At 67.9% G+C, this 25,680-nt stretch carries 22 protein-coding genes and 2 tRNA genes; 8 read left to right on the forward strand and 16 right to left on the reverse strand.

The window, feature by feature from the left end; translation table 11 throughout:
* Positions 1-16: 16 nt before the first annotated feature.
* From H7F49_RS05105 to H7F49_RS05125, 5 genes are all read right to left on the reverse strand, one after another.
* Positions 17-934 (reverse strand): hemolysin family protein, encoded by a 918-nt coding sequence (locus H7F49_RS05105; RefSeq protein ID WP_185682488.1) that lies wholly within the window; start codon positions 932-934, stop codon positions 17-19.
* Between the two features lie 39 nt (positions 935-973).
* Positions 974-1,471 carry an rRNA maturation RNase YbeY gene (gene ybeY / locus H7F49_RS05110; RefSeq protein ID WP_185682489.1) on the reverse strand — a complete coding sequence of 166 codons (498 nt, stop codon included), beginning with the start codon at positions 1,469-1,471 and terminating at the stop codon, positions 974-976.
* Between the two features lie 147 nt (positions 1,472-1,618).
* Positions 1,619-2,656 carry a PhoH family protein gene (locus H7F49_RS05115; RefSeq protein ID WP_185682490.1) on the reverse strand — a complete coding sequence of 346 codons (1,038 nt, stop codon included), beginning with the start codon at positions 2,654-2,656 and terminating at the stop codon, positions 1,619-1,621.
* A 379-nt stretch (positions 2,657-3,035) separates the two neighbouring features.
* Positions 3,036-4,376: a tRNA (N6-isopentenyl adenosine(37)-C2)-methylthiotransferase MiaB gene (gene miaB, locus H7F49_RS05120; protein ID WP_185682491.1), complete on the reverse strand. Its 1,341-nt coding sequence runs from the start codon at positions 4,374-4,376 to the stop codon at positions 3,036-3,038.
* Positions 4,377-4,586: 210 nt separating this feature from the next.
* Positions 4,587-5,837 (reverse strand): IS701 family transposase, encoded by a 1,251-nt coding sequence (locus H7F49_RS05125; protein WP_185682492.1) that lies wholly within the window; start codon positions 5,835-5,837, stop codon positions 4,587-4,589.
* Between the two features lie 526 nt (positions 5,838-6,363).
* On the opposite strand from H7F49_RS05125, the gene H7F49_RS05130 reads away from it, so the two are divergent.
* A complete protein-coding gene (locus tag H7F49_RS05130; RefSeq protein WP_185682493.1) occupies positions 6,364-6,933 on the forward strand; it encodes an Npun_F0296 family exosortase-dependent surface protein in 570 nt (189 codons plus the stop codon).
* A 182-nt stretch (positions 6,934-7,115) separates the two neighbouring features.
* Positions 7,116-7,766, forward strand: a complete 651-nt coding sequence (locus tag H7F49_RS05135) for a tetratricopeptide repeat protein (RefSeq protein WP_185682494.1) — start codon at positions 7,116-7,118, stop codon at positions 7,764-7,766.
* A gap of 48 nt (positions 7,767-7,814) precedes the next feature.
* Here the strand turns inward: H7F49_RS05135 and H7F49_RS05140 are convergent.
* The 3 genes from H7F49_RS05140 to H7F49_RS05150 form a co-directional block, all read right to left on the reverse strand.
* A tRNA-Thr gene (locus H7F49_RS05140) sits at positions 7,815-7,890 on the reverse strand.
* Complete coding sequence (locus H7F49_RS05145; RefSeq protein ID WP_185682495.1) at positions 7,881-8,786, reverse strand: hypothetical protein; 906 nt, start codon at positions 8,784-8,786, stop codon at positions 7,881-7,883. Before H7F49_RS05145 ends, H7F49_RS05140 begins: the two co-directional genes overlap by 10 nt.
* Complete coding sequence (locus H7F49_RS05150; protein ID WP_185682496.1) at positions 8,776-10,098, reverse strand: replication-associated recombination protein A; 1,323 nt, start codon at positions 10,096-10,098, stop codon at positions 8,776-8,778. Before H7F49_RS05150 ends, H7F49_RS05145 begins: the two co-directional genes overlap by 11 nt.
* A 98-nt stretch (positions 10,099-10,196) precedes the next feature.
* On the opposite strand from H7F49_RS05150, the gene H7F49_RS05155 reads away from it, so the two are divergent.
* From H7F49_RS05155 to H7F49_RS05165, 3 genes are all read left to right on the forward strand, one after another.
* The gene (locus tag H7F49_RS05155; protein WP_185682497.1) at positions 10,197-10,853 is read left to right on the forward strand and encodes a PadR family transcriptional regulator; all 657 of its coding nucleotides are present in this window, start codon (positions 10,197-10,199) and stop codon (positions 10,851-10,853) included.
* Positions 10,850-11,182, forward strand: a complete 333-nt coding sequence (locus tag H7F49_RS05160) for a DUF2218 domain-containing protein (RefSeq protein WP_185682498.1) — start codon at positions 10,850-10,852, stop codon at positions 11,180-11,182. The genes H7F49_RS05155 and H7F49_RS05160 overlap by 4 nt, the downstream gene beginning before the upstream one ends.
* 162 nt (positions 11,183-11,344) lie before the next feature.
* Positions 11,345-11,791 (forward strand): hypothetical protein, encoded by a 447-nt coding sequence (locus tag H7F49_RS05165; RefSeq protein WP_185682499.1) that lies wholly within the window; start codon positions 11,345-11,347, stop codon positions 11,789-11,791.
* Positions 11,792-11,797: 6 nt separating this feature from the next.
* Here the strand turns inward: H7F49_RS05165 and H7F49_RS05170 are convergent, their stop codons facing one another.
* From H7F49_RS05170 to H7F49_RS05180, 3 genes are all read right to left on the reverse strand, one after another.
* The gene (locus tag H7F49_RS05170; RefSeq protein WP_185682500.1) at positions 11,798-12,967 is read right to left on the reverse strand and encodes a glycosyltransferase family 4 protein; all 1,170 of its coding nucleotides are present in this window, start codon (positions 12,965-12,967) and stop codon (positions 11,798-11,800) included.
* A gap of 57 nt (positions 12,968-13,024) precedes the next feature.
* Positions 13,025-13,468: a hypothetical protein gene (locus H7F49_RS05175; protein ID WP_185682501.1), complete on the reverse strand. Its 444-nt coding sequence runs from the start codon at positions 13,466-13,468 to the stop codon at positions 13,025-13,027.
* Positions 13,469-13,648: 180 nt separating this feature from the next.
* Positions 13,649-14,140: a hypothetical protein gene (locus tag H7F49_RS05180; protein ID WP_185682502.1), complete on the reverse strand. Its 492-nt coding sequence runs from the start codon at positions 14,138-14,140 to the stop codon at positions 13,649-13,651.
* Between the two features lie 514 nt (positions 14,141-14,654).
* On the opposite strand from H7F49_RS05180, the gene recA reads away from it, so the two are divergent.
* Positions 14,655-15,728, forward strand: a complete 1,074-nt coding sequence (gene recA / locus H7F49_RS05185) for a recombinase RecA (RefSeq protein ID WP_185682503.1) — start codon at positions 14,655-14,657, stop codon at positions 15,726-15,728.
* A 192-nt stretch (positions 15,729-15,920) separates the two neighbouring features.
* Positions 15,921-18,569, forward strand: coding sequence for an alanine--tRNA ligase (gene alaS, locus H7F49_RS05190; RefSeq protein ID WP_185682504.1), 2,649 nt, complete (start codon positions 15,921-15,923; stop codon positions 18,567-18,569).
* Positions 18,570-18,597: 28 nt separating this feature from the next.
* On the opposite strand, the gene H7F49_RS05195 is transcribed toward alaS, so the two are convergent.
* From H7F49_RS05195 to cpdR, 4 genes are all read right to left on the reverse strand, one after another.
* The gene (locus tag H7F49_RS05195; RefSeq protein ID WP_185682505.1) at positions 18,598-20,370 is read right to left on the reverse strand and encodes a cation:proton antiporter domain-containing protein; all 1,773 of its coding nucleotides are present in this window, start codon (positions 20,368-20,370) and stop codon (positions 18,598-18,600) included.
* A gap of 1,015 nt (positions 20,371-21,385) precedes the next feature.
* A complete protein-coding gene (locus H7F49_RS05200; RefSeq protein ID WP_185682506.1) occupies positions 21,386-22,609 on the reverse strand; it encodes an NADP-dependent isocitrate dehydrogenase in 1,224 nt (407 codons plus the stop codon).
* A gap of 135 nt (positions 22,610-22,744) precedes the next feature.
* Positions 22,745-22,819, reverse strand: a tRNA-Val gene (locus H7F49_RS05205).
* Positions 22,820-22,901: 82 nt separating this feature from the next.
* A complete protein-coding gene (gene cpdR / locus H7F49_RS05210) occupies positions 22,902-23,276 on the reverse strand; it encodes a cell cycle two-component system response regulator CpdR (RefSeq protein WP_185682507.1) in 375 nt (124 codons plus the stop codon).
* Between the two features lie 134 nt (positions 23,277-23,410).
* Between cpdR and H7F49_RS05215 the strand changes: the two genes are divergently transcribed.
* Positions 23,411-24,424, forward strand: a complete 1,014-nt coding sequence (locus H7F49_RS05215; RefSeq protein WP_185682508.1) for an N-formylglutamate amidohydrolase — start codon at positions 23,411-23,413, stop codon at positions 24,422-24,424.
* A gap of 401 nt (positions 24,425-24,825) precedes the next feature.
* Here the strand turns inward: H7F49_RS05215 and H7F49_RS05220 are convergent, their stop codons facing one another.
* Complete coding sequence (locus H7F49_RS05220; protein WP_185682509.1) at positions 24,826-25,596, reverse strand: SapC family protein; 771 nt, start codon at positions 25,594-25,596, stop codon at positions 24,826-24,828.
* Between the last annotated feature and the right edge of the window lie 84 nt (positions 25,597-25,680).

A 25,680-nucleotide genomic window follows, 5' to 3' on the forward strand; every position in this document is an offset into this window, starting at 1 on the left:
GCGGGGTCTCGAAAGGTCAGGTCAGGGGCGAATCGGACAAGGCCGGCGGATGGAGCCGCAGCCGGGTCACGTGTCGTTCGTTACCTGCTGTGACTTCAAGTTTCCAGCCACTGTCATGGCACAGCAAGGCCCCGACCGCCGGAACCTGCCCGGCGAGCAGAAACGCGAGGCCGCCTAGGGTATCGACGTCCTCTTCGACCTCGGCGAGCCGCGCGTCGACCTTTTCGCCCACCTCGTCGAGCTCGACCCGGGCGTCGGCTTCCCAGCTCCCGTCGGTCTGGCGGACGATCAGCTCGGTCGGGGCGTCGTCGTGCTCATCCTCGATCTCGCCGACGATCTCCTCGACCAGATCCTCGATGGTGATGATTCCGTCGGTGCCGGAATACTCGTCGATCACCACGGCCAGATGGACCCGGCTGGCGCGCATGTCGGCCAGCACGTCCAGGGCGCCGCGCGCCTGCGGCACGAACAGCGGCTGGCGCATCAGCACGGTCCAGTCCTTCGGCGGCGCCTTGCCGGTGGCGAGGAACGGGAACACGTCCTTGAGGTGCATCATGCCGCGGATTTCGTCGAGTGAATCGCCATGGACCGGCATGCGGCTGTGCCCATGCTGGGCGAACATCGCGATCATCTCGTCCCAGGTGGCCGAAGCGGGCACCGCCACGATCTCGCTGCGCGGGATGGCCACATCATCGGCATCGTGCTCGCTGAAGTGCAGGAGATTGCGGACCATTTGGCGCTCTAGCGGGGACAGGTCGCCGGCCGGGCCGGGGTCGCCATCCTCCTCGTGCTCGTCGATCGCTTCTTCCAACTGGGCGCGCAGGCTCTGGTCATGGTCGCTGCCGAACAGGCGGCGCACGCTCTTCCAGACGCTGCGTCTGCTACTGTCCCCGTCTCCGCTGCCGGAGTCGCCGTTGCGGCCCGGTTCGGCCATGATCTGCTCAGCTCCTGCCCTTGCGTGGTGCCCCCGGCATCAATCGCCGTGATCGCCATATGGGTCCGCGATGCCCAGTTTCGCAAGCGCCTTTATCTCCAGCGCCTCCATCGCCGCGGCATCGGCGGACGAGATTTCGTGATCGTGCCCGGCCAGGTGGAGCAGGCCATGGACGATCAGATGGGTCGCGTGGTGGTTCAGCGGCACACCTTTGTCGGCCGCCTCGCGCGCGCAGGTCTCGAAGGCCAGGGCCAGGTCGCCCAGCAGTTCCGGCGCTCCCTCTCGCGGCATGGCGATCAGGTCCTCGCGCGCGATCATCGGGAAGGACAGGACATTGGTGGGCTTGTCCTTGGCCCGCCATTCGCGGTTGAGCACGTGAACCTCGGCATCGCTGGTGAACAGGACCGAGGCGGTCAGGCGCGGGTTGTCCAGTTCCGGGGCCAGGTCGACCAGGGCCTCCACGGCGGCTTCGGCCAGATCGGCCCAGTCGATGTCGCCGGGCCACGGGGTTTCGATATCGATGTCGAGCGAAAGCATTGTTTCGGGGTAGGTCAGCGCGTGGCCTTCGACAAGCTCAGGCTGAGCGGGACTGAGCGAAGTGGCGGACATGACAATCGGCGAGCGATCCAAAACACCGCTCGGGCTGAGCCTGTCGAAGCCCGCGCACAGCGCTTGCCCCAGGCCTCATCCGTCCTTGCCCTCATAGGCCTCGACAATCCGCCCGACGATCGGGTGGCGCACCACATCGGCCGCGTTGAAGCGGATCGTGGCGATGCCGTCGACGCCTTCGAGCCGCTTGACCGCATCGGCCAGCCCGCTGAACGAATCGCCGCCCGGGATATCGACCTGCCGCGGGTCGCCGCAGACCACCATCCGGCTGTTCTGGCCGAAGCGGGTCAGGAACATCTTCATCTGGGCCGGCGTCGTGTTCTGGGCCTCGTCCAGGATCACGAAGGCATCGGCCAGGGTGCGCCCGCGCATGAAGGCGATCGGCGCAACCTCGATCTCGCCGCTGGCCAGGCGCCGTTCGACCTGTTCGGGCGGCATGCAGTCGTACAGGGCATCGTAGAGCGGACGGAGATAGGGATCGACCTTCTCCTTCATGTCGCCGGGCAGGAAGCCCAGCCGCTCGCCCGCCTCGACCGCCGGGCGCGACAGGATCAGCCGCTGGACCGATCCGTTCATCAACTGGCTGACCGCCTGGGCCACGGCGACATAGGTCTTGCCGGTGCCGGCCGGCCCCAGGGCGAAGATCACGTCGGACTTGGCGAGCGCCCGCATGTATTCGATCTGGGTTGCCGACCGCGGGACGATCGTCTTGCGGCGGGTCCGGATCATGATCGGCGGAGCCTCGTTCCCGCCCGAGATGATCCCTTCCAGCGTCGGTTCGTTCGACATGGCGATCAAGGCCTCGACCGCGCCGGGATCGATCTCCTGCCCGCTCAGCAGCCGCTGGTGCATGCCCTTCAGCACGTCGCGCGCGCGGGCGACCGAATCCTCGCTGCCTTCGATCTGGATGCGGTTGCCCCGCGCTGCGATGTAGACCCCCAGCCGGTTCTCGATCAGCACCAGGTTCGAATCGAACTGTCCGAACAGGGCCCCGAGGACCATGGGTTCATCGAATTCCAGCTCCGCCCTGGCGCGCCGCGCACTTTCGCGACGGGGTTCGGACGACCACGGATGCGCCATCTCTTCATGGGCACGAGCGGTTTTGCGGGCCATGCGCTCCTTTCACGGGTTCGCCGGCGGGCGATTCCCGTGGCTCAAGATAGGCTCCGGCTTGGTCGGCACAAGCGGCCACAGGCCGCACCTTTGTGGAAAAACGCCGAGCCGTTGTCCCGGGCCCACCCCGGGACCACTGGCCTCATCCATGCCGGGACACACGGATGGACCAGAATGGCGGCTAGTGCCCGAAGTCGGACCTTTGTTTCCTCCCCGGTACGGGGAGGGGGACCACCGAAGGTGGTGGAGGGGCACTCTCCTTGGGGCACGGCAGCTGGCCAAGGCGGGGTGCCCCTCCACCATCCTGCGGATGGTCCCCCTCCCCCGGTGGGGGAGGATCTGAAAACGTCCGCTCCCCACCCATGCCGGTCTCCCCGGCTCAGGCCCGAGACGGCGAACCCACCACCCGCACCGCGCCGAGCGAATTGGGGCCGGCGTGGACCAGCTCGACCTCGACCAGGTCCCCGATCGCGGCCCCGCCCTCGAAATGGACCGACTGCAGCCAGGGCGACTTGCCCAGCCACTGCCCCGGCAGCTTGCCCTTGCGTTCCACCAGCACGGTGCAGCGCTTGCCGACAGAGGCCCGGTTGAACGCGTACTGATCGCGGTTGAGCGCAGCCTGCAGCCGCTGCAGCCGATCGTCCATCACCGCGGCCGGAACCTGGTCCGCCATCGTCGCCGCAGGGGTGCCCGGGCGGGGGCTGTACTTGAAGCTGAAGCACTGGGCATAGCCCACCGCGTCGACCAGCTTCAGCGTGTCCGCGAACTCGGCCTCGGTCTCGCCCGGGAAGCCGACGATGAAATCGCCCGACAGCGCGATGTCGGGCCGGACCGCACGGACCCGGTCGAGGATGCGCAGATAGCTGTCCACCGTGTGCGACCGGTTCATCGCGCGCAGCACCCGGTCGTTTCCGGCCTGGACCGGCAGGTGCAGGAAGGGCATCAGCTTGGGGTTGTCGCCATGGGCGGCGATCAGCCCGTCGGTCATGTCGTTGGGATGGCTGGTGGTGTAGCGGATGCGCGCCAGGTCGGGCAGCTCCGCCAGGACCCGCGCCAGCCCGTCCAGCCCGATTGCGCGGCCCTTGTCATCCTCGCCATGCCAGGCGTTGACGTTCTGACCGATCAGCGTGATCTCGCGCGCGCCGGCTTCCACCAGCCGCTCCGCCTCGGCCCGGATCTCGGCATAGGGGCGCGAGATTTCCGCGCCGCGGGTGTAGGGCACCACGCAATAGGTGCAGAACTTGTCGCAGCCCTCCTGCACGGTCAGGAAGGCGCCCGGTCCCACCTTGCGGCGTGCCGGGAGGGCGCCGAACTTGGTTTCGGCCGGCATGTCGGTGTCGACCGCCCGGCGCCCGGCCACGGCCTCGGCGATCATCCCGGGCAGGCGGTGATAGGCTTGCGGACCGACCACCATCGACACGGCGGGGGCGCGGGCCATGATCTCCTCGCCCTCGGCCTGGGCGACACAGCCGGCGACGGCGATCAGCGGGCTGGAACCATCGTCGCGCCGCAACCGGCCGATGTCGGAATAGACCTTCTCGGCGGCCTTCTCGCGGATGTGGCAGGTGTTGAGCACCACCAGATCGGCCTCCTCGCCCTCGGGCGCGGGGGCGATGCCCTGCTGGGCGAGCAGTTCGGCCATGCGTTCGCCGTCATAGACATTCATCTGGCAGCCGAAGCTCTTGACGCGATAGGTCTTGGGGGCGGGGGTGGGACGCATAGGGCCGGCGCCTTACGCCATATCGTCCGCGAGTTGAAGCGCGATGCTGCCTCGCCGTCCGACCCGGCGGAACGGGCGGGGACAGCGGGGGTGGGCAGCGGGGTTAGGGGGGCGGATGGTTAGCACTACTTTGGCAGAAATGTGATTTGGGTTCATGATAATGGACAGCCGCATCTTGGACATTGGTGCGGTGGCGATCTGGAAAGGCGTTCAATGATGGCTTGCCGGACTGCTGGCAGGCTGGGCTGAGGTGGTGGCCCTGGGACTCTTTTTTTTCCGCCCCGCTTGGGCGAGGCGGCGTGTCTGCAAGAAAGCGTAGGCCATTATTGCCATCAGTGTGTGACGATGGAGGCCCGTCCAGGAACGGCCCTCAAAATGGTCGAGACCGAGTTCTTCCTTGAGTTGCTGATGCGCCTGCTCGCAGATCCAGCGGGCCTTGATGGCACCGGCTACATCCTTGATCGGCGTGTCCGCAGGCAAGTTTGCGAGGTAGTATTTCCGCTCACCGTTTGAACGATGTTCGCCCACCAACCAAGCTTCCTCGCCGGGCATGTGCTGCGCTCCCGCAGAGCCGATACGCTGCGGCGCGCCGTCAGCGATGCGCACACGCATGGCGGCAAAACGCGCGGCTAACCGGCCTTTGGTTCCTCTGCGCCAGCTTACGCGCCGCCATTTGGCGCCTTCCAACATCGTGTGCGCCGCGACCGATTTGATGTCGGGTATGTGGCGCAAGCGCGGACGCCCACGCCCGGCCACAGGAAAGACCAATTTCACGTCAGCCGGGTAGACCTTCTGGTGCTTGGGAATGCCAACCGCCCAGCAAAGCCCGCGCGCGCTTAGGGCCTGCCGGAATGGTGCCGAAAGCCCGTATCCTGCATCTGCCAGGACACAACCGAAACGCACCCCGGCCGCTGCGATCCGATCAATCTCCTCGATGGCCAATTCTGGCTTCGTTCTGGCCTGCCGGAACTGCTCGGGCACGCCGGCCTTGATCATGCGAGCCTCGTTACTCGTCCAGCTTTCCGGCAGAAACAGTCGCAGGCTTAGCATGAGCGGGACTTCCCCCGATGCCAGCGTCACCGATACCAGCGTCTGGCAATTGGCGTTCTTGCCCAAGGCCGAGGCATACTGTGGCGCAACGCCAACAGACGCATTGCCCTTCTTTGGCAACGCCGTGTCGTCGATAATCAACCACGCATTGTCGCCACCGACAAGATCATCGGCCTGTTGCCACAACGTCGCTTCCAGGGGGGCGCTATCCCAGACGCCGGCGCCAATAAAATGGTGCAACCGGTCGTAGCTGATTGCGTCAACGCGCGCCGCCATGGGCTGAATGCTCTTGCGATCACCGGGGCCAATCAGGCCCGCGATATAGGCCGGGCACATCCGGCGCCGTGTCTTGTTACCAAGCCCCTTCAGAAACGGTTCGAGCCAATGCTCGAGGTCGTTCTGCCACTCCATATCCACAGCCAGCCTTCATCAAAGCTGGCTCCCCATGAATCACGCATTTGCCACCAAGGGAATCCCAAAAATCACATTTCTGCCAAAGTAGTGTTAGGCCGTAAACTCATAAACAGCGCCATCGAGGTTTGAGGCAGAAAGGCCCAGCGCAAGGCGGATAGGCGCAGGAATAGTGGTTCTATTTCAAGCCTATCCAAACGCGGCGATGGGCCTTTCTGAGCAAATCCCTGCGGGACGCCCAAATGGCTTCCATCTCGGCCAAACCCGCCCTTGGAAAGGCAACCCGCCTTCCTCGCGGGCGGCTTCGCCCGATCGGTTCGCCATTTGGGCGCCTCGATGGCACTGTTTATGAGTTTACGGCCTAATGTTTCGCTTTGGCACGTCGGGAAAATCCGCCGCCCGGGCGGGCTGTCAACGCCTCACGCTTTCGCTAGGGCGGTGCGCAGAGGGGGGCAGACGAGGTTATCTTATGCCCAGGATCGTTAAGTGTTTTGTATTGGCCAGCGCGTTGGTGTCGATGCCGGCGATGGCCCAGTCTTTCTCTACCAGTCTCACCCCGTACAGCGGCAATGACGCGGTTCGGGTGACCTTCGATTCGCCGCTGCCGAGCGGGTTCTCGCTCAACGGCGGGCGCATCACCACCGGCAGCAAGGTCGGGGTCCAGGCCCAGCCCAAGGGCTCGACCGGCAATTATCTGACGACGGATATCGGGACGGCCACGCTCACGGCCAATCAGGGCTATGGCTCGGTCAGCTTCCTGTGGGGCTCGATCGACACGTACAACCTGGTCGAATTCCTGGACAAGACCGGCAAGGTCGTGGGCAGCCTGACGGGTTCGCAGGTAGCCCAGGCTCCGGTCAACGGGGATTGGAACGCCGATCGCACCAACCGCTACGTCACCTTCAATGCCGACACGAAGAGTCAATTGATCAACAGCGTGCGGCTGAAGTCCACCAGCATCGCGTTCGAGACCGACAACTTCGCGTTCTTCAACGCGGGTCCGGTCGCCGTGCCGGAGCCGGGCGTGGCCGGGTTGTTCGGAGCCATGGCAGCCGTTGCGCTGCTGCGGCGCCGGTCGGCAATCGCGCGGGCCTGATCCGCGCCGCACGGCCTGCCCCCAAGCCTCACACTCACCGAACCACCTTCCGTCGAACCGTCGCCCCCGTGGTGACGGTTCGGCAAGGGTTGGCGCGCTAGGCCATGCCCCCATGGTCTGTTGCGTTGCGCTCCGGGCAGCCCGGGGCCGGCGCGGCAGCGCCCTCTGCACGAGTGCCTGACATGAAAACTGCCTTGCGTCTGGCCCTGGTTCTTCTGGGGCTTGGTCTGATTGTCCTGATTGCTCTGGGCGCGATCCGGATGATGGCGCCTGCCGCGCCCAAGCCTCCGGCCGCGGCGGCGCGGACCGCCGAGTTCCTTTCGCCCTACGATGCGCCGACCGCCAGTGCCGAGGACGCCCTGGCCCGGACCCGGACGCAGCCGGATGATGCGGCTGCCTGGCGCGATCTGGGCAATGCCCAGCTCAAGGCGCGCAAGTTCCGGGATGCCGAACGGTCCTATGCCAAGGCGGTGGCCCTCGATCCGGGTCGCTCCGAGACGTGGTCGGCCCTGGGCGAGGCCCGCATCCAGTTCGAGGGCTCCGATGGCCTGCGCCTGCCGGCCGGCGCCGCCGAGGCCTTCCGCAAGGCACTGGCGCTGAACCCCCGCGACCCGCGCGCGCGGTTCTACTTCGCCATGGAGAAGGACTTCACCGGCCAGCACGATGCGGCGATCGGCGAATGGCTGCAACTGCTGCGCGAGGTTCCCGCCGGTTCGGATGCCGATGAATCGATCCGCGCGGCGATCACCGCCTCGGTCAGCCGCAACCAGAAGCTGATTGCCCGGGCGATGCAGCGCGCCATTGCGGAGCAGCCGCGCAAGGCGGGCAACTGATCGCGGTCGCGTCGGACGCAAGAGCGAGGGTCTGGTCGGGCGGGAGCTTGGTGCCGGCTACAGGATTCGAACCCGTGGCCCCCTGATTACAAATCAGGTGCTCTACCAACTGAGCTAAGCCGGCGCGTTGCCCGGGTCTTTGCCCCAGGTCGCGCCGAAGGTCCAGCCTTCGGTGTGGGCCACCGCATCCAGGCCAGGGGGATGCCACAGCAACCGGTCGGCGGCGGCGCGGCGCAGCCAGGCGGCGGTCAGCAGCGCATCGCTGGCATGGTCATCGATCGCGCCTTGCCCGCCCAGCGGCGCGCTGGCGATGGCCGGGGCGACCAGGGCTGCGTTGAGTTCGGCCATGGTCCGCATCTTCGAACGGCCCGGGGGACGCCCGGCGGCGAGCGCCGCCAGTGTGGTGTAGATTTCCACCACCACCGATCCGGTGGCGGGCACCGGGTCGACCGGCCATACCGGCAGCCGGCCGCCCAGCCGGTGCAGCAGGCGCATGCCCGAGAGGCTGGACTTGCCCACCTGGGCGGCGCCCACCAGGTTGAAGTTCGAAGTGGGTCGGCAGCCCATGCTGTCCTGCGCGCGTTCGGTGACCCGGAAGCGGCCGCGCCCGCCACCGAACCGCGCTCCCTCGCGGCCGCCGTGGCGGCGGAAATAGGGGGCCAGCTCGGGATGATCGACAAAGCGGCTGACCCCGAGGTGCGGCTCGTCGACGCAGATGTTATCGATCAGCGCCCAGAGCGCGCGGGCCGTGGCCGGGCTGTCTGCCCAATCGGGAAAGAAGGTGCTGCAATCGGCGAAGGGCAGCGAGATACCCAGATCGAAGCCCACCAGCGTATCGCCGGGCAGATCGTGCAGCAGCCAGTCCAGCACCTCGCCGCGCGACCAGCGATGGCCGGGGCGGATCAGGGCCGGGGCCTCATCGCCGGCGTGCGCAAGGGCCACGGCGATCCCGCGGTGCCGCTCACCCGCCGCGCCCGACCAGTCGATCGCGGCGAAATGGCCGAAGCGATCACCCCCCATTCCGCTCGCGCCGCTTGCGGTCCCACCAGTCCAGCCGCTTCTTCACCTCGCGCTCGAACCCGCGCTCGACCGGCTGGTAGAAGGTCTGGGGGGGCATGCCTTCCGGCCAGTAGTTGGCGCCCGAAAAGCCGTCCTCGGCATCATGGTCGTAGGCATAGCCGGCGCCATAGCCGATATCCTTCATCAGCTTGGTGGGTGCGTTGAGGATGTTGGCTGGCGGCATCAGCGATCCGGTCTCCTTCGCGCTTTTCCACGCCGCCTTCTGCGCCGCATAGGCCGCGTTCGACTTGGGCGCGGTGGCGCAATAGAGGCAGGCCTGGACCACGGCGAGCTCGCCTTCCGGCGAGCCGAGGAAATCGTAGGCGTCCTTCGCCGCCAGGCACTGCACCAGCGCCTGCGGGTCGGCCAGGCCGATGTCCTCGCTGGCGAAGCGGACCAGCCGGCGCAGCACGTAAAGCGGCTCTTCCCCCGCCACCAGCATCCGCGCCAGGTAATAGAGCGCCGCCTGCGGGTCCGACCCGCGCAGCGCCTTGTGCAGCGCCGAGATCAGGTTGTAGTGCCCTTCGCGGTCCTTGTCGTAGACCGCGACGCGGCGCTGCAGGAACTGGCCCAGCCCGGCCGGGTCGAGCGGCTCGGTCAGGTTGACCGACCACAGCGTTTCCGCCTGGTTGAGCAGAAACCGCCCGTCCCCGTCGGCCGAGGCGACCAGCGCGGCCCGCGCCTCAGGCGTCAGGGGCAGGGTGCGCTGCTCCAGCGCTTCGGCCCGGGCCAGCAACTGTTCCAGCGCCGCCGCGTCGAGCCGGTGGAGTATCAACACCTGCGCGCGGGACAGCAGCGCGGCGTTCAGCTCGAAGCTGGGGTTTTCGGTGGTGGCGCCGACCAGGGTGACCGTCCCGGCTTCGACAAAGGGCAGGAAGCCGTCCTGCTGGGCGCGGTTGAAGCGGTGGATCTCGTCCACGAACAGCAGGGTGCGCTGGCCGGCATGGGCCGCGGTCTCGGCCTCGGCAAAGGCCTTGCGCAGATCGGCCACGCCCGAGAACACCGCGCTGATCGCCGCATAGCGCATGCCCACCGCATCGGCGAGCAGCCGCGCGATCGAGGTCTTGCCGGTGCCCGGTGGCCCCCACAGGATCAGCGAGGACAGTCGCCCGGCGGCGACCATCCGCCCGATCGCGCCTTCGGGTCCGGTGACATGGTCCTGCCCGATCACCTCGTCCAGCGCGCGCGGCCGCAGCCGATCGGCCAGGGGGGCGTCGGCGCGGACCGGCTCGGCGGTCGGGGGCGGAACAGCATCGGGAAACAGCTCGGCCATCGCCGCCCGACATAGGGGCCCACGCGCGATCTTGCACCCGCCTCTTGCAAAGATCATATAAAGATATATCTTAAGAACATCGAATCGAAAGGAGATATATGCGTTTCGACAGACACGGGCCTGATGGGCCTTTCCGGGGACGCCGGTTCAGCCCGCGCGCCCTGGCCATGATGATGCGGATGAACGCCGCCGGATTCGGCGCGGGCTTCGCGGATGACGATGCCCCGGGCGGGGGCTTCCGGGGCGGCCCGTTCGGTGGTTGGCCCTTCGGTGGCGGCCCGTTCGGTCGCGGCCGGCGCGGGCGGATGTTCGGCCAGGGCGAGCTGCGCCTGCTGCTGCTGCACCTGCTGGGCGAGGGCGAACGCCACGGCTATGAACTGATCAAGGCGATCGGCGAACTGACCGGCGGGCACTATGCCCCCAGCCCGGGGGTGGTCTATCCCACGCTCAGCCTGCTGCTGGATGAGGACGCGATCGCCGAAGCGGGCGGGGAGGGTTCGCGCAAGGCCTTCACCCTGACCGAGGCCGGCCGCGCCGAGCTGGATCACCGCGCCGACGAGGCTGCGGCGATCGTCGACCGGCTCAAGGCTCTGGCCGAGGCCCGCGGCCGCGAGGCCAGTCCGCCGGTGATGCGGGCCATGACCAACCTCAAGATGGCCCTGCGCCAGCGCGCCATGGCCGGCCTGGAGACCGACATCTCCCACCAGATCGCCGACATCCTCGATGAGGCCGCCAGAAGGATCGAACGCCTGTGAGCCAGACCGCCAGCACCACCAGCACCTGCGCGGTGCCCACCACCAGCGCCTCTCGCTATGTCCAGCAGTTGTGCAAGCACTGGTCCCACAACCTCGCGGTCGAGTTCGACGAGCGCCAGGGGCGCGTCGTCTTCCCCCGGGATGCCCGCGGGGCGGAGTGGAAGGACGATGCCGTGGTGACCTTCACCGCCGGACCCGAGGCGCTGACCTGCACCATCGCGGCGAGCGAACCGGGCCAGCTCGAGGGCCTGAAAGGCGCCGTGGCGCGCCACCTCGACCGCTTCGCCTTCCGCGAGGCCCCGCTGACCTTCGCTTGGGTGGATGGTTGAGCGGGGGCACCGCTCCAGCCGCCACCTTCCCGGCGCAGGCCGCGCTCCGCGGCCGGGGATGCCAGCCCGCGCCGACCTGACGGAGCGAGCGGTCCGGTCGTCCCATTGCCCCGCGGCCGGTCCCGGCGTACCCTCCAGGCCTCACCGCATGGGGAGTATGCGATGGAACGGACCCTCTCGCGCCACACCACGCCGGTCCACCTGTGGATCGTCGGGATCGTCAGCCTGCTGTGGAACAGCTTCGGCTGCTATGATTACACCATGACCAAGCTCGACCCCGCCGATTACCTCGGCAGCATGGGGTTGAGCCAGGCGGCGATGGATTACATGACCGGGCTGCCGGCCTGGCTCACCGCATTCTGGGCCCTGGGGGTCTGGGGATCGCTGGCCGGTTCGCTGCTGCTGCTGGCCCGCTCGCGCCACGCGGTGACAGCCTTCGCGGCATCGCTGACCGGCTTTGTCGTGAGCCAGGTGGCCGAGGCGATCCTGCCGCGGCCGGCGGGGGTCATGTCGCCGGCCATGTATGTGGTGACCGGGGTGATCGCCGTCGCGTTGCTGGCCCAGTTGCTCTATGCCCGGCGCCAGGCGGCGAACGGCGTGCTGCGCTGATGCCGCTCAGCCGCGGGATGCACGCTGGCGGATCAGGCGGAGGTAGGTGTCGGCCACGGTCTGGTTGATCCGGTCCCACGAGAAGTCCAGGCTGCGTGCCTCGCCGGCGGCACCGTGTTCGGCCCGCAGCGCGGGGTTCTCGACATAGCCCTGCAGGGCATCGGCGAACTGGCGGATCGCTCCGGGACGGATCATCCGGCCCGAGCGGCCATGGTCGACCAGGCTCTCGCTGCCGGTCGCCTCGGACACGACCACCGGCAGGCGGCAGGCCATGGCTTCCAGCGTCACATTGCCGAAGGTCTCGGTCACCGAGGGAAAGAACAGCACATCCATGCTCGCCACGGCGCGGGCCAGCTCGCCGCCGCCGAGGAAGCCGGTGAACAGGGCCTGGGGCAGGCGCCCGGCGAACCATTCGCGCGCCGGACCATCGCCCACCACCAGCACGCGGTGCTTAACCCCGCGGCGGTTCAGCTCGTCGATCGCGTCGGAAAAGACGTCGAGCCCCTTTTCCATCACCAGGCGGCTGAAGAAGCCGATCACCACCTCGTCATCGGCCACGCCCAGGCCCTGCCGCCAGGCCATGTCGCGGCGGCCGGGGTGGAAAATCTCACGGTCCACTCCGCGCGACCAGATGTCGATGTCATAGTTCATGCGCTGTTCGCGCAGCACCTGGGCCATCGATTCCGATGGCGCGACCAGGGCATCGCAGCGGCGGTAGAAGCGCCGCAGCATGGCCACCATCACCGGCTCGAGCGCGGCCAGGTTGTAGTAGCGCAGATAGGTTTCGAACCGGGTGTGGACCGATGCCAGCACCGGCAGCCCATGCCCGCGCGCCCAACTGACCGCGCGGTGCGCCGCCGGATCGGGCGACGAGACATGGACCACGTTGGGGGCGAAGGCGGCCAGATCGGCCTTGACCCGGCCGAACAGCCCCAGCGGAATGCGGTATTCCGCCCGCGTCGGGATCGCGAAGGATGGCACCCCCACCAGATCGCCGGTCGGGGGAAAGGCGGGCTCCTCCACCACGGGGGCATAGACCCGCACCGCCGCACCCTGGCGCAGCAGGTAGCCGACCAGGCGGTTGAGCGCCTGGTTGGCGCCATCGCGGACATAGTTGTAGTTGCCGCTGAACAGCGCGATGCGCAGGTCGGCACAGGATGAGGGGGCGCCGGTCATGCGGGGCCCCCTACACGGCTCGGCGCGTTTTGGCGAGGGTCCCGCCGGGGGGCAGGCTTACCAGCCGCGCGGTCCGTCCCAGTGGCGCGGACCATCCCAGTACCGTGGGCCGTCCCAGCGCCGATCATGCCAGCCCCGGTTCTGCCAGCCCCGGTTCTGCCAGGCCCGGTTTTGCCAGCGCCAGCGCTCCCACCGTTCGCGCTCCCAGCGATAGCGGTTCCAGTCGCGATAGTAATAGCGCGGCGGATAGGCGTGATAGACATAGGCACGGTAGCGCGGCCCGCCCCAGTAGCGGGGGGGCGGCCCGCCCCAGTCGTCCCAGCGGTCGCGCCGCGCCGACGAGGCGACCGCGGCGCCAACCGCCAGGCCGACGATGCCGCCGGCGATCGCGGCCCCGGTCGTGTCGCCGCCCCGGTGGTCGGCGAGGGCAGGGGTGGAGGAGGTGAGGGCAACGGCAGCAAGACCGCTGCCGAGCAGGACATTGCGCAGGATCGTCATCATGGGAACTCCAGCCTGTTCCGGACTGACCCGATCACGCCATTCCGGTGGTGAATGCTCGCTGAACCTTCATTCGTTCAGCGATATACGATCAATCCGATTTGGTGATTGCCGGTACGGTGCTTGCCGATGCGATGATGGATCGTCCGGGGCGGCTGGCCCCGGACGATCCGGCCGGTCGGTTCAGTTGCCGTAGCGCCAGCGCGGGTCCCCTTGGGGCCCGTCGTTCCGGTAAGCGCCGCGGTCATCGCGCGACCAGCCCTGGTTGCCATAGTTGCGATCGTTCCAGCCGCGATCGTTCCAGCCGCGATCGTTCCAGCCGCGATCGTTCCAGTTCCGGTCGTTCCAGCCCCGGTCGCTGTAGCCGCGGCGATCGTAATAGCCGTCGTCATCGCAGGGGCGGCCGTCGCGATCGTAACGGTGGCCCTGGCGGTCCCAGTAGTATCCGTCGCGCCAGGTCCAGCCGCGATCGGCGAAGCGGTTGTTGCGGTTGGCGCTCGAGGCGATGATCGCGCCGAGTGCCAGACCGATGATCCCGCCGGCGATCGCCGCGCCGGTGGCGTCTCCGCCCCCACGGCGGCGGCCGTAATAGGGGTCGGCCATGGCGGGCGTCACCGACGTGACGGCAGTGGCGGCAAGAACCGTGGCGAGGGTGGCCTTCTTGAGAATGCCCATGACGCAAAACTCCTCGGGCGGACCGGACGAGAGCCCCATTGCCCCTTCCGCGATTCGCCTGTGAGTTCATGTTTAGGCGATCGAACCTGAACGGCAGCCGTGCCGGCCGGGCAGGAACCGTTCATCCAGACGTAAAGGAATGTTAACAGGGCCGCCGTCCCTGCTGGCAGGCGCCCGTCCGGCGCGGGGTCTCGTGGGGGCCTGTCCTACCCGGGTTCGCTAAGCCACACTGGCCTTTGGGTCGCAGCGGGAATCGGAAGGACGCATGGCCGGACGCAAGGTCGACCGGAGGCCGACGAAAACCGGGGAGAACTTTCTCGCCTGAACCGTGTCAACCGTGTCAACCACCGCCCGGGTTCCTTGTGCCCATGCGGCGCCGCTCCAAGGATTCCGGCCGCTTGGCGCAAGCCGTAGGAAAAATTTCGTTCCCCCCTTGTTCCATGAGAACAAAGGCGATACATCGGGCTCAAGGTTGACCTTTCCGGTCAGCGCCAACTAGGCAAGGAGGCTCGTGATGGCTGCTCAGTTGAAGCTCATCCAGGAAGGCAAGGACAAGGACTCTATGGACCGGCAGAAGGCGCTCGAGGCAGCGCTCGCCCAGATCGACCGCGCGTTCGGCAAGGGCAGCGCGATGAAGCTGGGCTCGAAGGAGACCATGCAGGTGGAAGCGATCTCCACCGGCTCGCTCGGGCTCGACATCGCGCTCGGTGTCGGCGGCCTGCCGCGCGGCCGGGTGATCGAGGTCTACGGGCCGGAAAGCTCGGGCAAGACCACCCTCGCGCTCCACGTCATCGCCGAGGCACAGAAGATGGGCGGCACCGCCGCCTTCATCGACGCCGAACATGCGCTCGATCCGGTCTATGCGAAGAAGCTGGGCGTCAACATCGACGAGCTGATCGTCTCCCAGCCCGACACCGGCGAACAGGCGCTGGAGATCACCGATACCCTGGTCCGCTCGAACGCGATCGACGTGCTGGTGGTCGATTCGGTCGCCGCGCTGGTCCCCCGGGCCGAGATCGAGGGCGAGATGGGCGACAGCCACGTCGGCCTCCAGGCCCGCCTGATGAGCCAGTCGCTGCGCAAGCTGACCGGATCGATCAGCCGGTCGCGCTGCATGGTGATCTTCATCAACCAGCTCCGCATGAAGATCGGCGTGATGTACGGCAATCCGGAAACGACCACCGGCGGCAATGCGCTGAAGTTCTATGCCTCGGTCCGGCTCGACATCCGCCGCACCGGCCAGATCAAGGACCGCGACGATATCGTCGGCAACTCCACCCGCGTGAAGGTGGTCAAGAACAAGGTCGCCCCGCCGTTCAAGCAGGTCGAATTCGACATCATGTACGGCGAAGGCATCTCGAAGATCGGCGAGATCCTCGATCTGGGGGTCAAGGCCGGGATCGTCGAGAAGTCGGGCGCCTGGTTCAGCTATGATTCGATCCGCATCGGTCAGGGGCGTGAGAATGCCAAGACCTACCTGCGGGAAAATCCCGAAGTTTGCGACCGGCTGGAGGCTGCCATCCGCAGCCGCACCGAAGGTCTTGCCGGGGAGATGATGACGGGTCCGGACGCGGACGACGACCTCTGATCCCCAAGGGGCTCCGCTGACGGAGCCCGGAACGCAGGGCCGGCGCGAGGGAACGATCCTCGCGCCGGCCTTTGCGTGTGGGCCCATGCGCCAAGGCCAGCCCGGCGCCCATACCCCACCGTCCGCCACCTACACCCAGTCCTGATGCCTTCGCGCTTGTCCGGCGCGAGGCTCTGTCCTATCGGCCTAGCCATGACTTCGACCAACGAAATCCGCCGGTCCTTCCTCGAATACTTCGGCTCGCAGGGGCACGAGGTGGTCGCGTCCGCGCCGCTGGTGCCTTACAACGATCCCACCCTGATGTTCACGAACGCGGGCATGGTCCCGTTCAAGAACGTCTTCACCGGGCTGGAGACCCGCGCCACGCCGCGCGCCACCTCGTCGCAGAAGTGCGTGCGGGCGGGCGGCAAGCACAACGATCTCGACAATGTCGGCTACACCGCGCGGCATCACACCTTCTTCGAGATGCTCGGCAACTTCTCGTTCGGGGACTACTTCAAGGAACAGGCGATTACCCATGCCTGGACCCTGCTGACCCGCGAGTGGGGCCTTCCCAAGGACAAGCTGCTCGCCACGGTCTACCACACCGACGATGAGGCCTTTGCGCTATGGCAGAAGATCGCCGGCCTGCCCGAAGAGCGGATCATCCGCATCCCGACCAAGGACAACTTCTGGGCGATGGGCGATGACGGCCCCTGCGGCCCGTGCTCCGAGATCTTCTATGACCACGGCCCGTCGATTCCCGGCGGACCTCCGGGCAGTCCGGACGAGGACGGCGATCGCTTCATCGAGATCTGGAACCTCGTGTTCATGCAGTTCGAACAGGCCGCCGGCGAGATCGTCGGCAGCCTGCCCAAGCCCAGCATCGACACCGGCATGGGGCTGGAACGCATCGCCGCCGTGCTCCAGGGCGAGCATGACAACTACGATACCGACACCTTCAAGGCGCTGATCGCCGCGTCGGAAAGCCTGACCGGGGTCAAGGCCGCCGGTGAACAGACCGCCAGCCACCGCGTGATCGCCGATCACCTTCGCTCGACCAGCTTCCTGCTGGCCGATGGCGTGCTGCCCAGCAACGAGGGCCGCGGCTATGTGCTGCGCCGGATCATGCGCCGCGCCATGCGCCATGCGCACCTGCTCGGCGCGAAGGACCCGCTGATGCACCGGCTGGTCCCGGCGCTGGTGGCCGAGATGGGCCAGGCCTATCCCGAGCTGGGCCGCGCCCAGGCGCTGATCGAGGAGACCCTCCAGCGCGAGGAGATCCAGTTCCGCCGCACCCTGTCGAACGGGCTCAAGCTGCTCGACGAGGCCACGCTCGACCTGGCGGATGGCGGCGAGCTGCCCGGCGAGACCGCGTTCAAGCTCTACGATACCTATGGCTTCCCCTACGACCTGACCGAGGACGCCCTGCGCGCCCGCGGCATCGCGGTTGACCGCGCCGGTTTCGATGCCGCCATGGCCCGCCAGAAGGCCGCCGCGCGCGCCGCCTGGAAGGGGTCGGGCGAGGCGGCCGCGGGCGAGGTGTGGTTCGACATCGCCGAACGCGTCGGCGCCACCGAGTTCACCGGCTACACCGCCACCACCGGCGAGGCCCAGGTCGTCGCGCTGGTCCGTGATGGCGCCGAGGTGCCCAGCGCCGCGGCGGGCGAGGCGGTCACCGTGATCGTCAACCAGACCCCGTTCTATGGCGAGAGCGGCGGGCAGACCGGCGATGCCGGGACGATCACCGGCGCCGACGGCCTCAGCCTGACGGTCCACGATACGGCCAAGCCGCTCGGCCGGCTCCACGCCCACGCCGCCACGGTTGCCAACGGCACCATCAAGGTCGGCGATGTGGTCAGGCTCGACATCGATGTCGCCCGCCGCGACGCGATCCGCGCCAACCACTCGGCCACGCACCTGCTCCATGCCGCGCTGCGCAACCGGCTGGGCGGTCATGTCACCCAGAAGGGCTCGCTGGTCGCGGCCGACCGGCTGCGCTTCGACTTCTCGCAGCCCACCGCGCTGACAGCCGAGGACATCGCGGCGATCGAGGCCGAGGTGAATGCCGAGATCCGTCATAACGAGGCCGTGACCACCCGCCTGATGACGCCCGACGATGCCATCGCCGCCGGGGCCATGGCCCTGTTCGGCGAGAAGTACGGCGAAGAGGTCCGCGTCCTGTCGATGGGCCGCCTGAACGGGGGGCGCAACTATTCGGTCGAGCTGTGCGGCGGCACCCATGTCCGCGCCACCGGCGACATCGGCCTGTTCCGCATCGTTTCGGAAGGCGCGGTCTCGTCGGGCGTGCGCCGCATCGAGGCGCTGACCGGCGAGGGCGCCCGTCGCTGGCTGGTCGGCCGCGAGGATGCGCTCAAGAACGCCGCCAGCTTGCTGCGGACCACACCCGACGAGGTCGAGGCGCGCGTCGCGGCCCTGCTGGACGAACGCCGCAAACTTGAGCGCGAGCTGGCCGAGGCAAAGAAGACCCTGGCGCTTGGCGGCGGCGGCGGCGCGGCTCCGGCGGCCGACGAGGAGGTCGGCGGGGTCAGGTTCGCGGGCCAGGTGCTCGAGGGGCTCGATCCCAAGGATCTGCGCGGCCTGCTCGATCAGGCCAAGCAGCGGCTCGGCTCGGGCGTCGCGGCGATCGTCGCGGTGAACGAAGGCAAGGCCAGCATCGCTGCCGCGGTGACCGATGACCTGACCGCCAAGGTCAGCGCGGTCGACCTGGTCCGTGCCGGTGTCGCGGCACTGGGCGGCAAGGGTGGCGGCGGCCGGCCCGACATGGCCCAGGGTGGCGGTCCGGACGGCAGCAAGGCGGCCGAGGCGATCGCCGCGGTGCGGGCCGTGCTGGCGGGCTGAACCGGGCCGACCGGCCGCGTCAGGGAGATCAGCCGCTGCCGCGATCGCGCAAGGTGGCGGTGCGCAGTCGCGGCTTGGCAGCCAACTGGCCCTCTTCCATGATCTGACTGCGGAACTCGTCGCGCTTCTCGTGGATCGAGGCGATGACGAAGCCCATCGGCACGCCGAGGTCGACCAGCACCGCCTCGGACAGTTGCAGCGAGCTTTCCAGCGTCTCGGGCACCGCGTGAGTCGCTCCGGCGCGGTAGAGCTGCCCGGCGTTTCCGGCATCCCGGGCGCGGGCGATGATCGGCAGGTCGGGGTGGTCCTTGCGGATGCGGCGGACCAGCCGCAGCGCGCCCTGGGGATCGTTCATGGTCAGGATCACCGCGGTCGCCCGGTCCAGCTCCAGCCGGCCGAGCATGGCACCGCGCGCGGCGTCGCCATAGGCCACGGCATAGCCTTCGCGCTGGCCCTCGGCGATCAGATCGGCGTCGGCGTCGATCGCCAGGTACGGCTGGTCGTGCTGGGCCAGCATGTCGGCGACGAGCCGGCCGACCCGGCCGAAGCCGATCACCACGGCGCGCGGGCCCTCGTCGGGCTCGGCGGGGGGGCGGGCACCGGATCGCTCGACCCGCCGCGCCAGCCAGCGTCCGACCAGCGCGAGCAGCGGGGTCACCGTCAGGCCCAGCGCCGTGACCATCTGCCAGAACCCGGCCTCCTCGGGCGACAGCAGCCGCGCCGCAATCGCCGCGGTCAGCACGATCAGCGTGGTCTCGGACGGACTGGCGAGCAGGATCCCGGCCTCGGCCGAGGTCCCGGCACGGGCGCCGGACAAGCGCAGCATGATCGCGGTGACGAAGGCCTTGGCGGTGAACACCAGCCCCAGGGCGGCCAGCACCTCGGCCCCGCGTGCCCACAGCAGCGCCAGGTCCAGTTGCATGCCGACCGTGATCAGGAAGATCCCGAGGGCCAGCCCCTTGAACGGCTCGGTCATGGTCTCGACCTCGCCGTGGTACTCGGTCTCGGCGATCAGCAATCCGGCAAGCAGCGCACCGACGATCGGCGAGAGCCCGACCGCAGCGGTCGCCAGCGAGGCGACGATCACCACCAGCAGGCTGGCCGACAGGAACAGCTCGGGACTGCGGGTGCGCGCCGCCTGGGCGAACAGCGCGGGCAGGAGGAAGCGGCCGACGGCGAGCAGCGCCACCAGCACCAGCGCACCCAGCCCCAGGGTGCGCAGGATCGCCTCGGGCGGCTGCGCGGCATCGCCCCCGCCGATGGCGCCGAGCAGGAAGATGATCGGGACCAGCGCGATGTCCTCGAACAGCAGCATCGACAGCGCCGCCCGGCCGACCGGGGTGCGCGCGTCGGTCAGGCGCAGCACCAGCGCGGTGGAGGACAGGGCGAGCGCCAGGCCCAGCGCCAGCGCGGTCGCCCAGCCGTTGCCCTGCAGCATCAGTCCCACCGCGATGAGCCCGGCGCTGCCGGTCAGCTCGGCCGCGCCCACCCCGAACACCTCGCGCCGCATCGCCCAGAGGCGCGAGAACGACAGCTCCAGCCCGACCGAGAACAGCAGCAGGATAATGCCGAACTCGGCGAAGGGGGCCAGACCGTCCGGATCGGTGATGGTGACGTGGTAGAGCCAGGGATAGCGATCGACCTGCGCCCCCAGTCCATGCGGCCCGACCAGCAGGCCGACCAGGATGAAGCCGATCACCGGGGTGATGCGGAAGCGCGCAAACACCGGGATCACCAGCCCGGCCGCCCCCAGGATCACCAGCGCATCGGACAAGGCGGGGGTGTGGAGATCGGCGGCCATGGTCAAAGGTTAGGGGAGGGGGGGCGGCTTGTCACGGGCTGTGGGGTGAAGGGCCGGCAGCGTCGGTTGGCGAGGCGGCGTGGAGCAACTGGTCGGCTTGGGTAACGGCTGGAATGGGTGAGGGGCTTTGGGCTGGAGCCGCCCGTAACGCCAGTCACCACCCCACAGTCACCGTCATCCCGGGCTGGACCCGGGATCCAGCTTGCTGATGGCGCAGGTATATGAAGGTTGGCTGGCTCCCTGATCCCTGACCTTTGTCAGGTCATGCAGGTCCGGAGCGACAAAGGGAAAGGATGGCGGGACGTCCGGGTGGGGAGGGGAGCGGAGGTTCTTCGATCCTCCCCTGTTTCATCCGCAGGATGCAACGGGGGAGGTGTCAGACGGCGAATGCCGGCTGAGAGAGGGGGCCGGTTGCTGTCCCCCTCCACCCCGCTGCCTGCGGCAGCGCGGTCCCCCTCCCCCGTTGTGCTGCGCAAAACGGGGGAGGATCGGAATGACAACCAGGCGCAATCGATCGTTGCAGTTGATCCCTGCTTCTTTCCCCGTCGCCCCGGGGCTTGCCTGCCCTGACGGAGGTCGGGGACCCGGGGCAGGGCTGTTCTTCTCCAGCCGGTGCCGCGCAAGCCCTGCCCCGGCTCAAGGCCGGGGCGACGATGGAGGAGGGGGGCGTGATGTCCGTGTGGGTTGTGAAGCGGACGTTCGTCGGCGCCACGAATGGGGTCACCGACGCCACAGTCGGACATCCCCACACCCCGCTCAGGCTGAGCTTGTTGAAGCATGTCCGGAGCTTCGACAAGCTCAAGCTGAGCGGGTTTTGGTGCGGAACAAGTCCGGACCGAGGGCAAGAGAAGGTTGGACTGAGGCCTGTTTGTCAAGAGGCGCGGTCATGGCCCTCTCCCCTTCAGGGGAGAGGGTTGGGAGAGGGCCCCCGACCGCCTAGGCTGCCCCCCAAGCGCCAACGAAAAAGGCCCCGGCAGTGCCGGGGCCTCTCACGCTTTGGTCAGGACCGGGCCGCTCAGGCCCAGTTCTGCATCTCGGCTTCCAGGTTGTCGACGATGGCCTGGAAGAAGCCCTCGGTGGTCAGCCAGTTCTGGTCCGGGCCGATCAGCAGGGCCAGGTCCTTGGTCATCTTCCCGCTCTCGACGGTCTCGATGCAGACCTTCTCGAGCGTCTCGGCGAAGCGGACGACATCGGGGGTGCCGTCGAACTTGCCGCGATAGGACAGGCCGCGGGTCCAGGCGAAGATCGAGGCGATCGGGTTGGTGCTGGTCGCCTTGCCCTGCTGGTGCTGGCGATAGTGGCGGGTGACGGTGCCGTGGGCGGCCTCGGCCTCCACGGTCTTGCCGTCGGGCGCCATCAGCACCGAGGTCATCAGGCCGAGCGAGCCGAAGCCCTGGGCCACGGTGTCCGACTGCACGTCGCCATCGTAGTTCTTGCAGGCCCAGACGAACTTGCCCGACCACTTCAGCGCCGAGGCGACCATGTCGTCGATCAGGCGGTGCTCGTAGATGATCTTGGCCTCGGCGAACTTCTCCTTGAAGCCCTCGGTCTCGAACACCTCCTGGAACAGGTCCTTGAAGCGCCCGTCATAGGCCTTCATGATCGTGTTCTTGGTCGAGAGGTAGACCGGCCAGCCCAGGTTGAGGCCATAGTTGAACGAGGCGCGGGCGAAGTCGCGGATCGAATCGTCCAGGTTGTACATCGCCATGGCGACGCCCGCGCTGGGGAAGTCGAACACGTCGAGATCGATCTTGGTGCCGTCCTCGCCATCGAACACCAGGCGCAGCTTGCCCGGGCCCGGGATCAGCGTGTCGGTGGCGCGATACTGGTCACCGAAGGCATGGCGGCCGACCACGATCGGGTCGGTCCAGCCCGGCACCAGCCGGGGCACGTTGGAAATCACGATCGGTTCGCGGAACACCACGCCGCCCAGGATGTTGCGGATCGTGCCGTTGGGCGACTTCCACATCTTCTTCAGGCCGAATTCCTCGACGCGGGCCTCGTCCGGGGTGATCGTCGCGCACTTCACCGCCACGCCGTACTGCTTGGTGGCATTGGCCGAATCGATCGTGATCTGGTCGTTGGTGGCGTCGCGGTTCTCGATCGACAGGTCGTAGTACTTCAGGTCGATGTCGAGGTAGGGCAGGATCAGCTTCTCGCGGATCCACTGCCAGATGATGCGGGTCATTTCATCGCCGTCCATCTCGACGATGGGATTGGCTACCTTGATCTTGGCCATTGCCGTCCTTCCCGGGGAGAGTTGCACGGGCTGCCCTTAGCAGGGAAAGCGCCGTTCGCAAGCGGGGGAAGGCGCCAAGCGCGCCAGCCCGATGCAACGAAAAAGGCCCCGGAAGTCCGGGGCCTTTTCAGCGAATGGTGGGCGTAGCAAGGATTGAACTTGCGACCCCTACGATGTCAACATAGTGCTCTACCACTGAGCTATACGCCCGGCACCATTCGGCTTCCCGGCATCACTGCCGGGCAGGGGAGCGCCTTTAACGAGGGGCCCGGATGGAATCAAGCCGATTCGGTCAGCCGCGCGCCGTGCTGGGCAGGCCGAACACGCGATCGACCTCCAGCACCAGATCGCGCAGGTGGAACGGCTTCGACAGGACCTTGGCCTGCGGGGCTTCCTGGCTGGCCTTGAGGGTCACCGCGGCGAAGCCGGTGATGAACATCACCTTGGTTTCGGGGCTGATCTCGGCGCAGCGCTGCGCCAGCTCGATGCCGTCCATCTCGGGCATGATGATGTCCGAAAGCAGCAGGTCGAACCGTTCGGTCTCCAGCAGCGGCACGGCGGCCGTGCCCCGATCCACCGCGACGACGCTGTACCCGGCGTTCTCAAGGGCGCGGCTCAGGTAGGTGCGCATCGCTTCTTCATCTTCGGCCAGGAGGATACGCAGCATTCGGTGACCCTTGCGTGTTGGTGGATTCGCTCTTTTCGGGCGCGTTACATAAGGCGGTTCAGGTTAACATTCTGGTCTTGCCCCACGGTGCAGCAGGCTTTGACAGGGCGGCGCGCGACGTTCAGCCTTGCGCCATGGTCCGCCGCCCGATTCTGCCTGCCGCTTGTCCCGATGCCGTGCCGGGTGGTCCGGGGGATGGGGCCGCGACAGCCGGGCGGACCGAAGGCCCGGTGATTCCCGGTCTCGCCGCCAGCCCGGCCTTCGACCTGACCCTGCGACATCCGTCCGAGATTCCGGTGCTGATCGCGGTGCCCCATGCCGGACGCAGCTATCCGCCGGCGCTGGTCGAGCGGATGCGGCATCCGTCGCTGGCCGCGCTGCGGCTGGAGGACCGGCAGGTCGACGCCCTGGCCCGGGCGGTAGCGGCGGCCACCGGCGCATCGCTGCTCGTCGCCCATGCGCCGCGGGCCATGATCGACCTCAACCGGGCGGCCGACGATATCGACTGGGACATGGTTACCGCGACCGGGCCATCCGCCTCCTTGTCGGCCACGCCAAGGCCATCGCCCAGCCGCCGGGTGCGCAGCGGGCTGGGGCTGGTGCCACGGCGCCTGCCCGGGGTGGGCGAGCTGTGGCGGCGGCGGATCGATGCCGACGATCTGGCGCGGCGCATCGCGCAGGTTCACGAACCCTATCATGCCGCGTTGGCGGGCGAGCTTGCCCGGTTGCGGTCGCGCTGGGGCGTGGCCCTGCTGATCGATCTGCATTCGATGCCCCCGCTGGAACCGGCGGGCGGGCAGCCGGGGCCGACCTTTGTGCTGGGGGACCGGTTCGGCAGCACCTGTTCGGGTGCGCTGATTGCTTCGGCTTTCGAATGGTTCGGCCGGGCCGGTGCCGCCGCGGCGCACAACCGGCCCTATGCTGGGGGCTATGTGCTGGAACGCCACGCCGATCCCGCCCAGGGGCTGCACGGGTTCCAGCTCGAGATCGATCGGGCCCGCTATCTCGATTCGCGACTCGCCGAACTCGGGCCCGGGTTCGAGCCGATGGTGCGGCTGCTCACCGGCTTGGTGACCCGGCTGGCCGAGGATGTGGCGGCGCTGCGCGGCACGGACCGCACCGATCGCTGGCGCGAGGCCGCGGAATAGGCCCGGTTTTCTGGCGTTTTTCGGCATTTCCATGGACCGTGTCCGGCCATCTGCCGCGGCCCATAAAAAACCACCTCGTGCATCTGCACGAGGTGGCCAAGGTTCAGGGAGGAAGTGCGCAAGCTGCGCACCCGCCGACGGGCCATGAGGGGAGCCCAATCGACTGTCTACAGGTAGGACAACTGCTCGCCCCATTCAAGTGGGGCGTGCGAGGCGGTTCACGCAAAACACGTTCACGCAAAACATGTTCGCGCAAAGCGGGGGCCCGGGCGCAAGTTCCGGCCGGCGCCGACCAGGCCGTGCTCCCTCCACGCGGGAACGATGGGACGTCGGCGCCGCAACGACAAGGGGGGCGGGCCCAGCCGGACCCGCCCCCCCCTGGGCGAAACAAGGCGTGGGGATCAGGCCGCGGGAACGGCGATCGGGCCCTTGCCCTGCTGGACCTGGCGTCCGAAGATCTCGCGGATCAGCTCGAGCGAGAACAGGTGGGCATAGATCAGCGCCAGCAGACCGTTCTGGTTCCAGGTGCGCAGGATGTCGCCGCGGATATCGCGCAGCTTTTCCTGGTCGATCATCTGGAAGCCGCGATAGATGAAGGGCTGCTCGACGCCGTCCTGCTGGATGGCAACTTCGCCGTCCATCAGCAGGTTATGCTTCTTCAGTTCCTCCACGAAGGCCTGGGTGCGGGCGCCGGCCTGCTCGAACTGCTCGCAGAACCCGAGCAGGGCCTGGGTATGGTCGGTCGGGGTCTCGCCGTCGAACAGGGCATTGCCCTCCTCGAACTCGCCGATCAGGTCCGAGGTCGGATCGAAGCACAGCGACAGGTCGGTGGTTTCCGGGGTCAGCTTGGCGAGGAGGAACGGATAGCGGCGGATATAGGCCGGGATGTAGATGTTGTCCTCGACCTTGCCGTCCTGATCGACGAACACGTTCACGCCTTCGTTGAGGCCCATCAGCGCCAGCGGCACCGGGTCGGGCCCCGACGAGAAGATGATCGGGAAGTTGCGCGAGGCCTGCGGAAACTCCTCGGCGGTCAGCGGGATGGCGTGGAAGCCATAAAGCCAGGGCGCACGGTTGGTCGAGCGGCTCCGCCAGTTCGCGTGATCGCGGCTGTTGAGCGGCATGAGGTCCTGGTAGAAAACGGGAAGGCTCGCTTGCGGCGCGCTGGCCATAATACACTCTCCGGGTGAAGCCCGGACATCGGCCGGGCCAGGCAAGGGATGGCATGAACGGCGCGGCATGCGCGCCGGGGTGAA

Source organism: Novosphingobium aerophilum (assembly GCF_014230305.1).
GTDB lineage: Bacteria > Pseudomonadota > Alphaproteobacteria > Sphingomonadales > Sphingomonadaceae > Novosphingobium > Novosphingobium aerophilum.

Excerpts from the sequence above, each read along its gene's own strand:
- H7F49_RS05105 (WP_185682488.1), bottom strand. The coding sequence starts at position 934 with ATGGCCGAACCGGGCCGCAACGGCGACTCCGGCAGCGGAGACGGGGAC.
- ybeY (WP_185682489.1), bottom strand. The coding sequence starts at position 1,471 with ATGCTTTCGCTCGACATCGATATCGAAACCCCGTGGCCCGGCGACATC.
- H7F49_RS05115 (WP_185682490.1), bottom strand. The coding sequence starts at position 2,656 with ATGGCCCGCAAAACCGCTCGTGCCCATGAAGAGATGGCGCATCCGTGG.
- miaB (WP_185682491.1), bottom strand. The coding sequence starts at position 4,376 with ATGCGTCCCACCCCCGCCCCCAAGACCTATCGCGTCAAGAGCTTCGGC.
- H7F49_RS05125 (WP_185682492.1), bottom strand. The coding sequence starts at position 5,837 with ATGGAGTGGCAGAACGACCTCGAGCATTGGCTCGAACCGTTTCTGAAG.
- H7F49_RS05130 (WP_185682493.1), top strand. The coding sequence starts at position 6,364 with ATGGCCCAGTCTTTCTCTACCAGTCTCACCCCGTACAGCGGCAATGAC.
- H7F49_RS05135 (WP_185682494.1), top strand. The coding sequence starts at position 7,116 with ATGAAAACTGCCTTGCGTCTGGCCCTGGTTCTTCTGGGGCTTGGTCTG.
- H7F49_RS05145 (WP_185682495.1), bottom strand. The coding sequence starts at position 8,786 with ATGGGGGGTGATCGCTTCGGCCATTTCGCCGCGATCGACTGGTCGGGC.
- H7F49_RS05150 (WP_185682496.1), bottom strand. The coding sequence starts at position 10,098 with ATGGCCGAGCTGTTTCCCGATGCTGTTCCGCCCCCGACCGCCGAGCCG.
- H7F49_RS05155 (WP_185682497.1), top strand. The coding sequence starts at position 10,197 with ATGCGTTTCGACAGACACGGGCCTGATGGGCCTTTCCGGGGACGCCGG.
- H7F49_RS05165 (WP_185682499.1), top strand. The coding sequence starts at position 11,345 with ATGGAACGGACCCTCTCGCGCCACACCACGCCGGTCCACCTGTGGATC.
- H7F49_RS05170 (WP_185682500.1), bottom strand. The coding sequence starts at position 12,967 with ATGACCGGCGCCCCCTCATCCTGTGCCGACCTGCGCATCGCGCTGTTC.
- H7F49_RS05175 (WP_185682501.1), bottom strand. The coding sequence starts at position 13,468 with ATGATGACGATCCTGCGCAATGTCCTGCTCGGCAGCGGTCTTGCTGCC.
- H7F49_RS05180 (WP_185682502.1), bottom strand. The coding sequence starts at position 14,140 with ATGGGCATTCTCAAGAAGGCCACCCTCGCCACGGTTCTTGCCGCCACT.
- recA (WP_185682503.1), top strand. The coding sequence starts at position 14,655 with ATGGCTGCTCAGTTGAAGCTCATCCAGGAAGGCAAGGACAAGGACTCT.
- alaS (WP_185682504.1), top strand. The coding sequence starts at position 15,921 with ATGACTTCGACCAACGAAATCCGCCGGTCCTTCCTCGAATACTTCGGC.
- H7F49_RS05195 (WP_185682505.1), bottom strand. The coding sequence starts at position 20,370 with ATGGCCGCCGATCTCCACACCCCCGCCTTGTCCGATGCGCTGGTGATC.
- H7F49_RS05200 (WP_185682506.1), bottom strand. The coding sequence starts at position 22,609 with ATGGCCAAGATCAAGGTAGCCAATCCCATCGTCGAGATGGACGGCGAT.
- cpdR (WP_185682507.1), bottom strand. The coding sequence starts at position 23,276 with ATGCTGCGTATCCTCCTGGCCGAAGATGAAGAAGCGATGCGCACCTAC.
- H7F49_RS05215 (WP_185682508.1), top strand. The coding sequence starts at position 23,411 with ATGGTCCGCCGCCCGATTCTGCCTGCCGCTTGTCCCGATGCCGTGCCG.
- H7F49_RS05220 (WP_185682509.1), bottom strand. The coding sequence starts at position 25,596 with ATGGCCAGCGCGCCGCAAGCGAGCCTTCCCGTTTTCTACCAGGACCTC.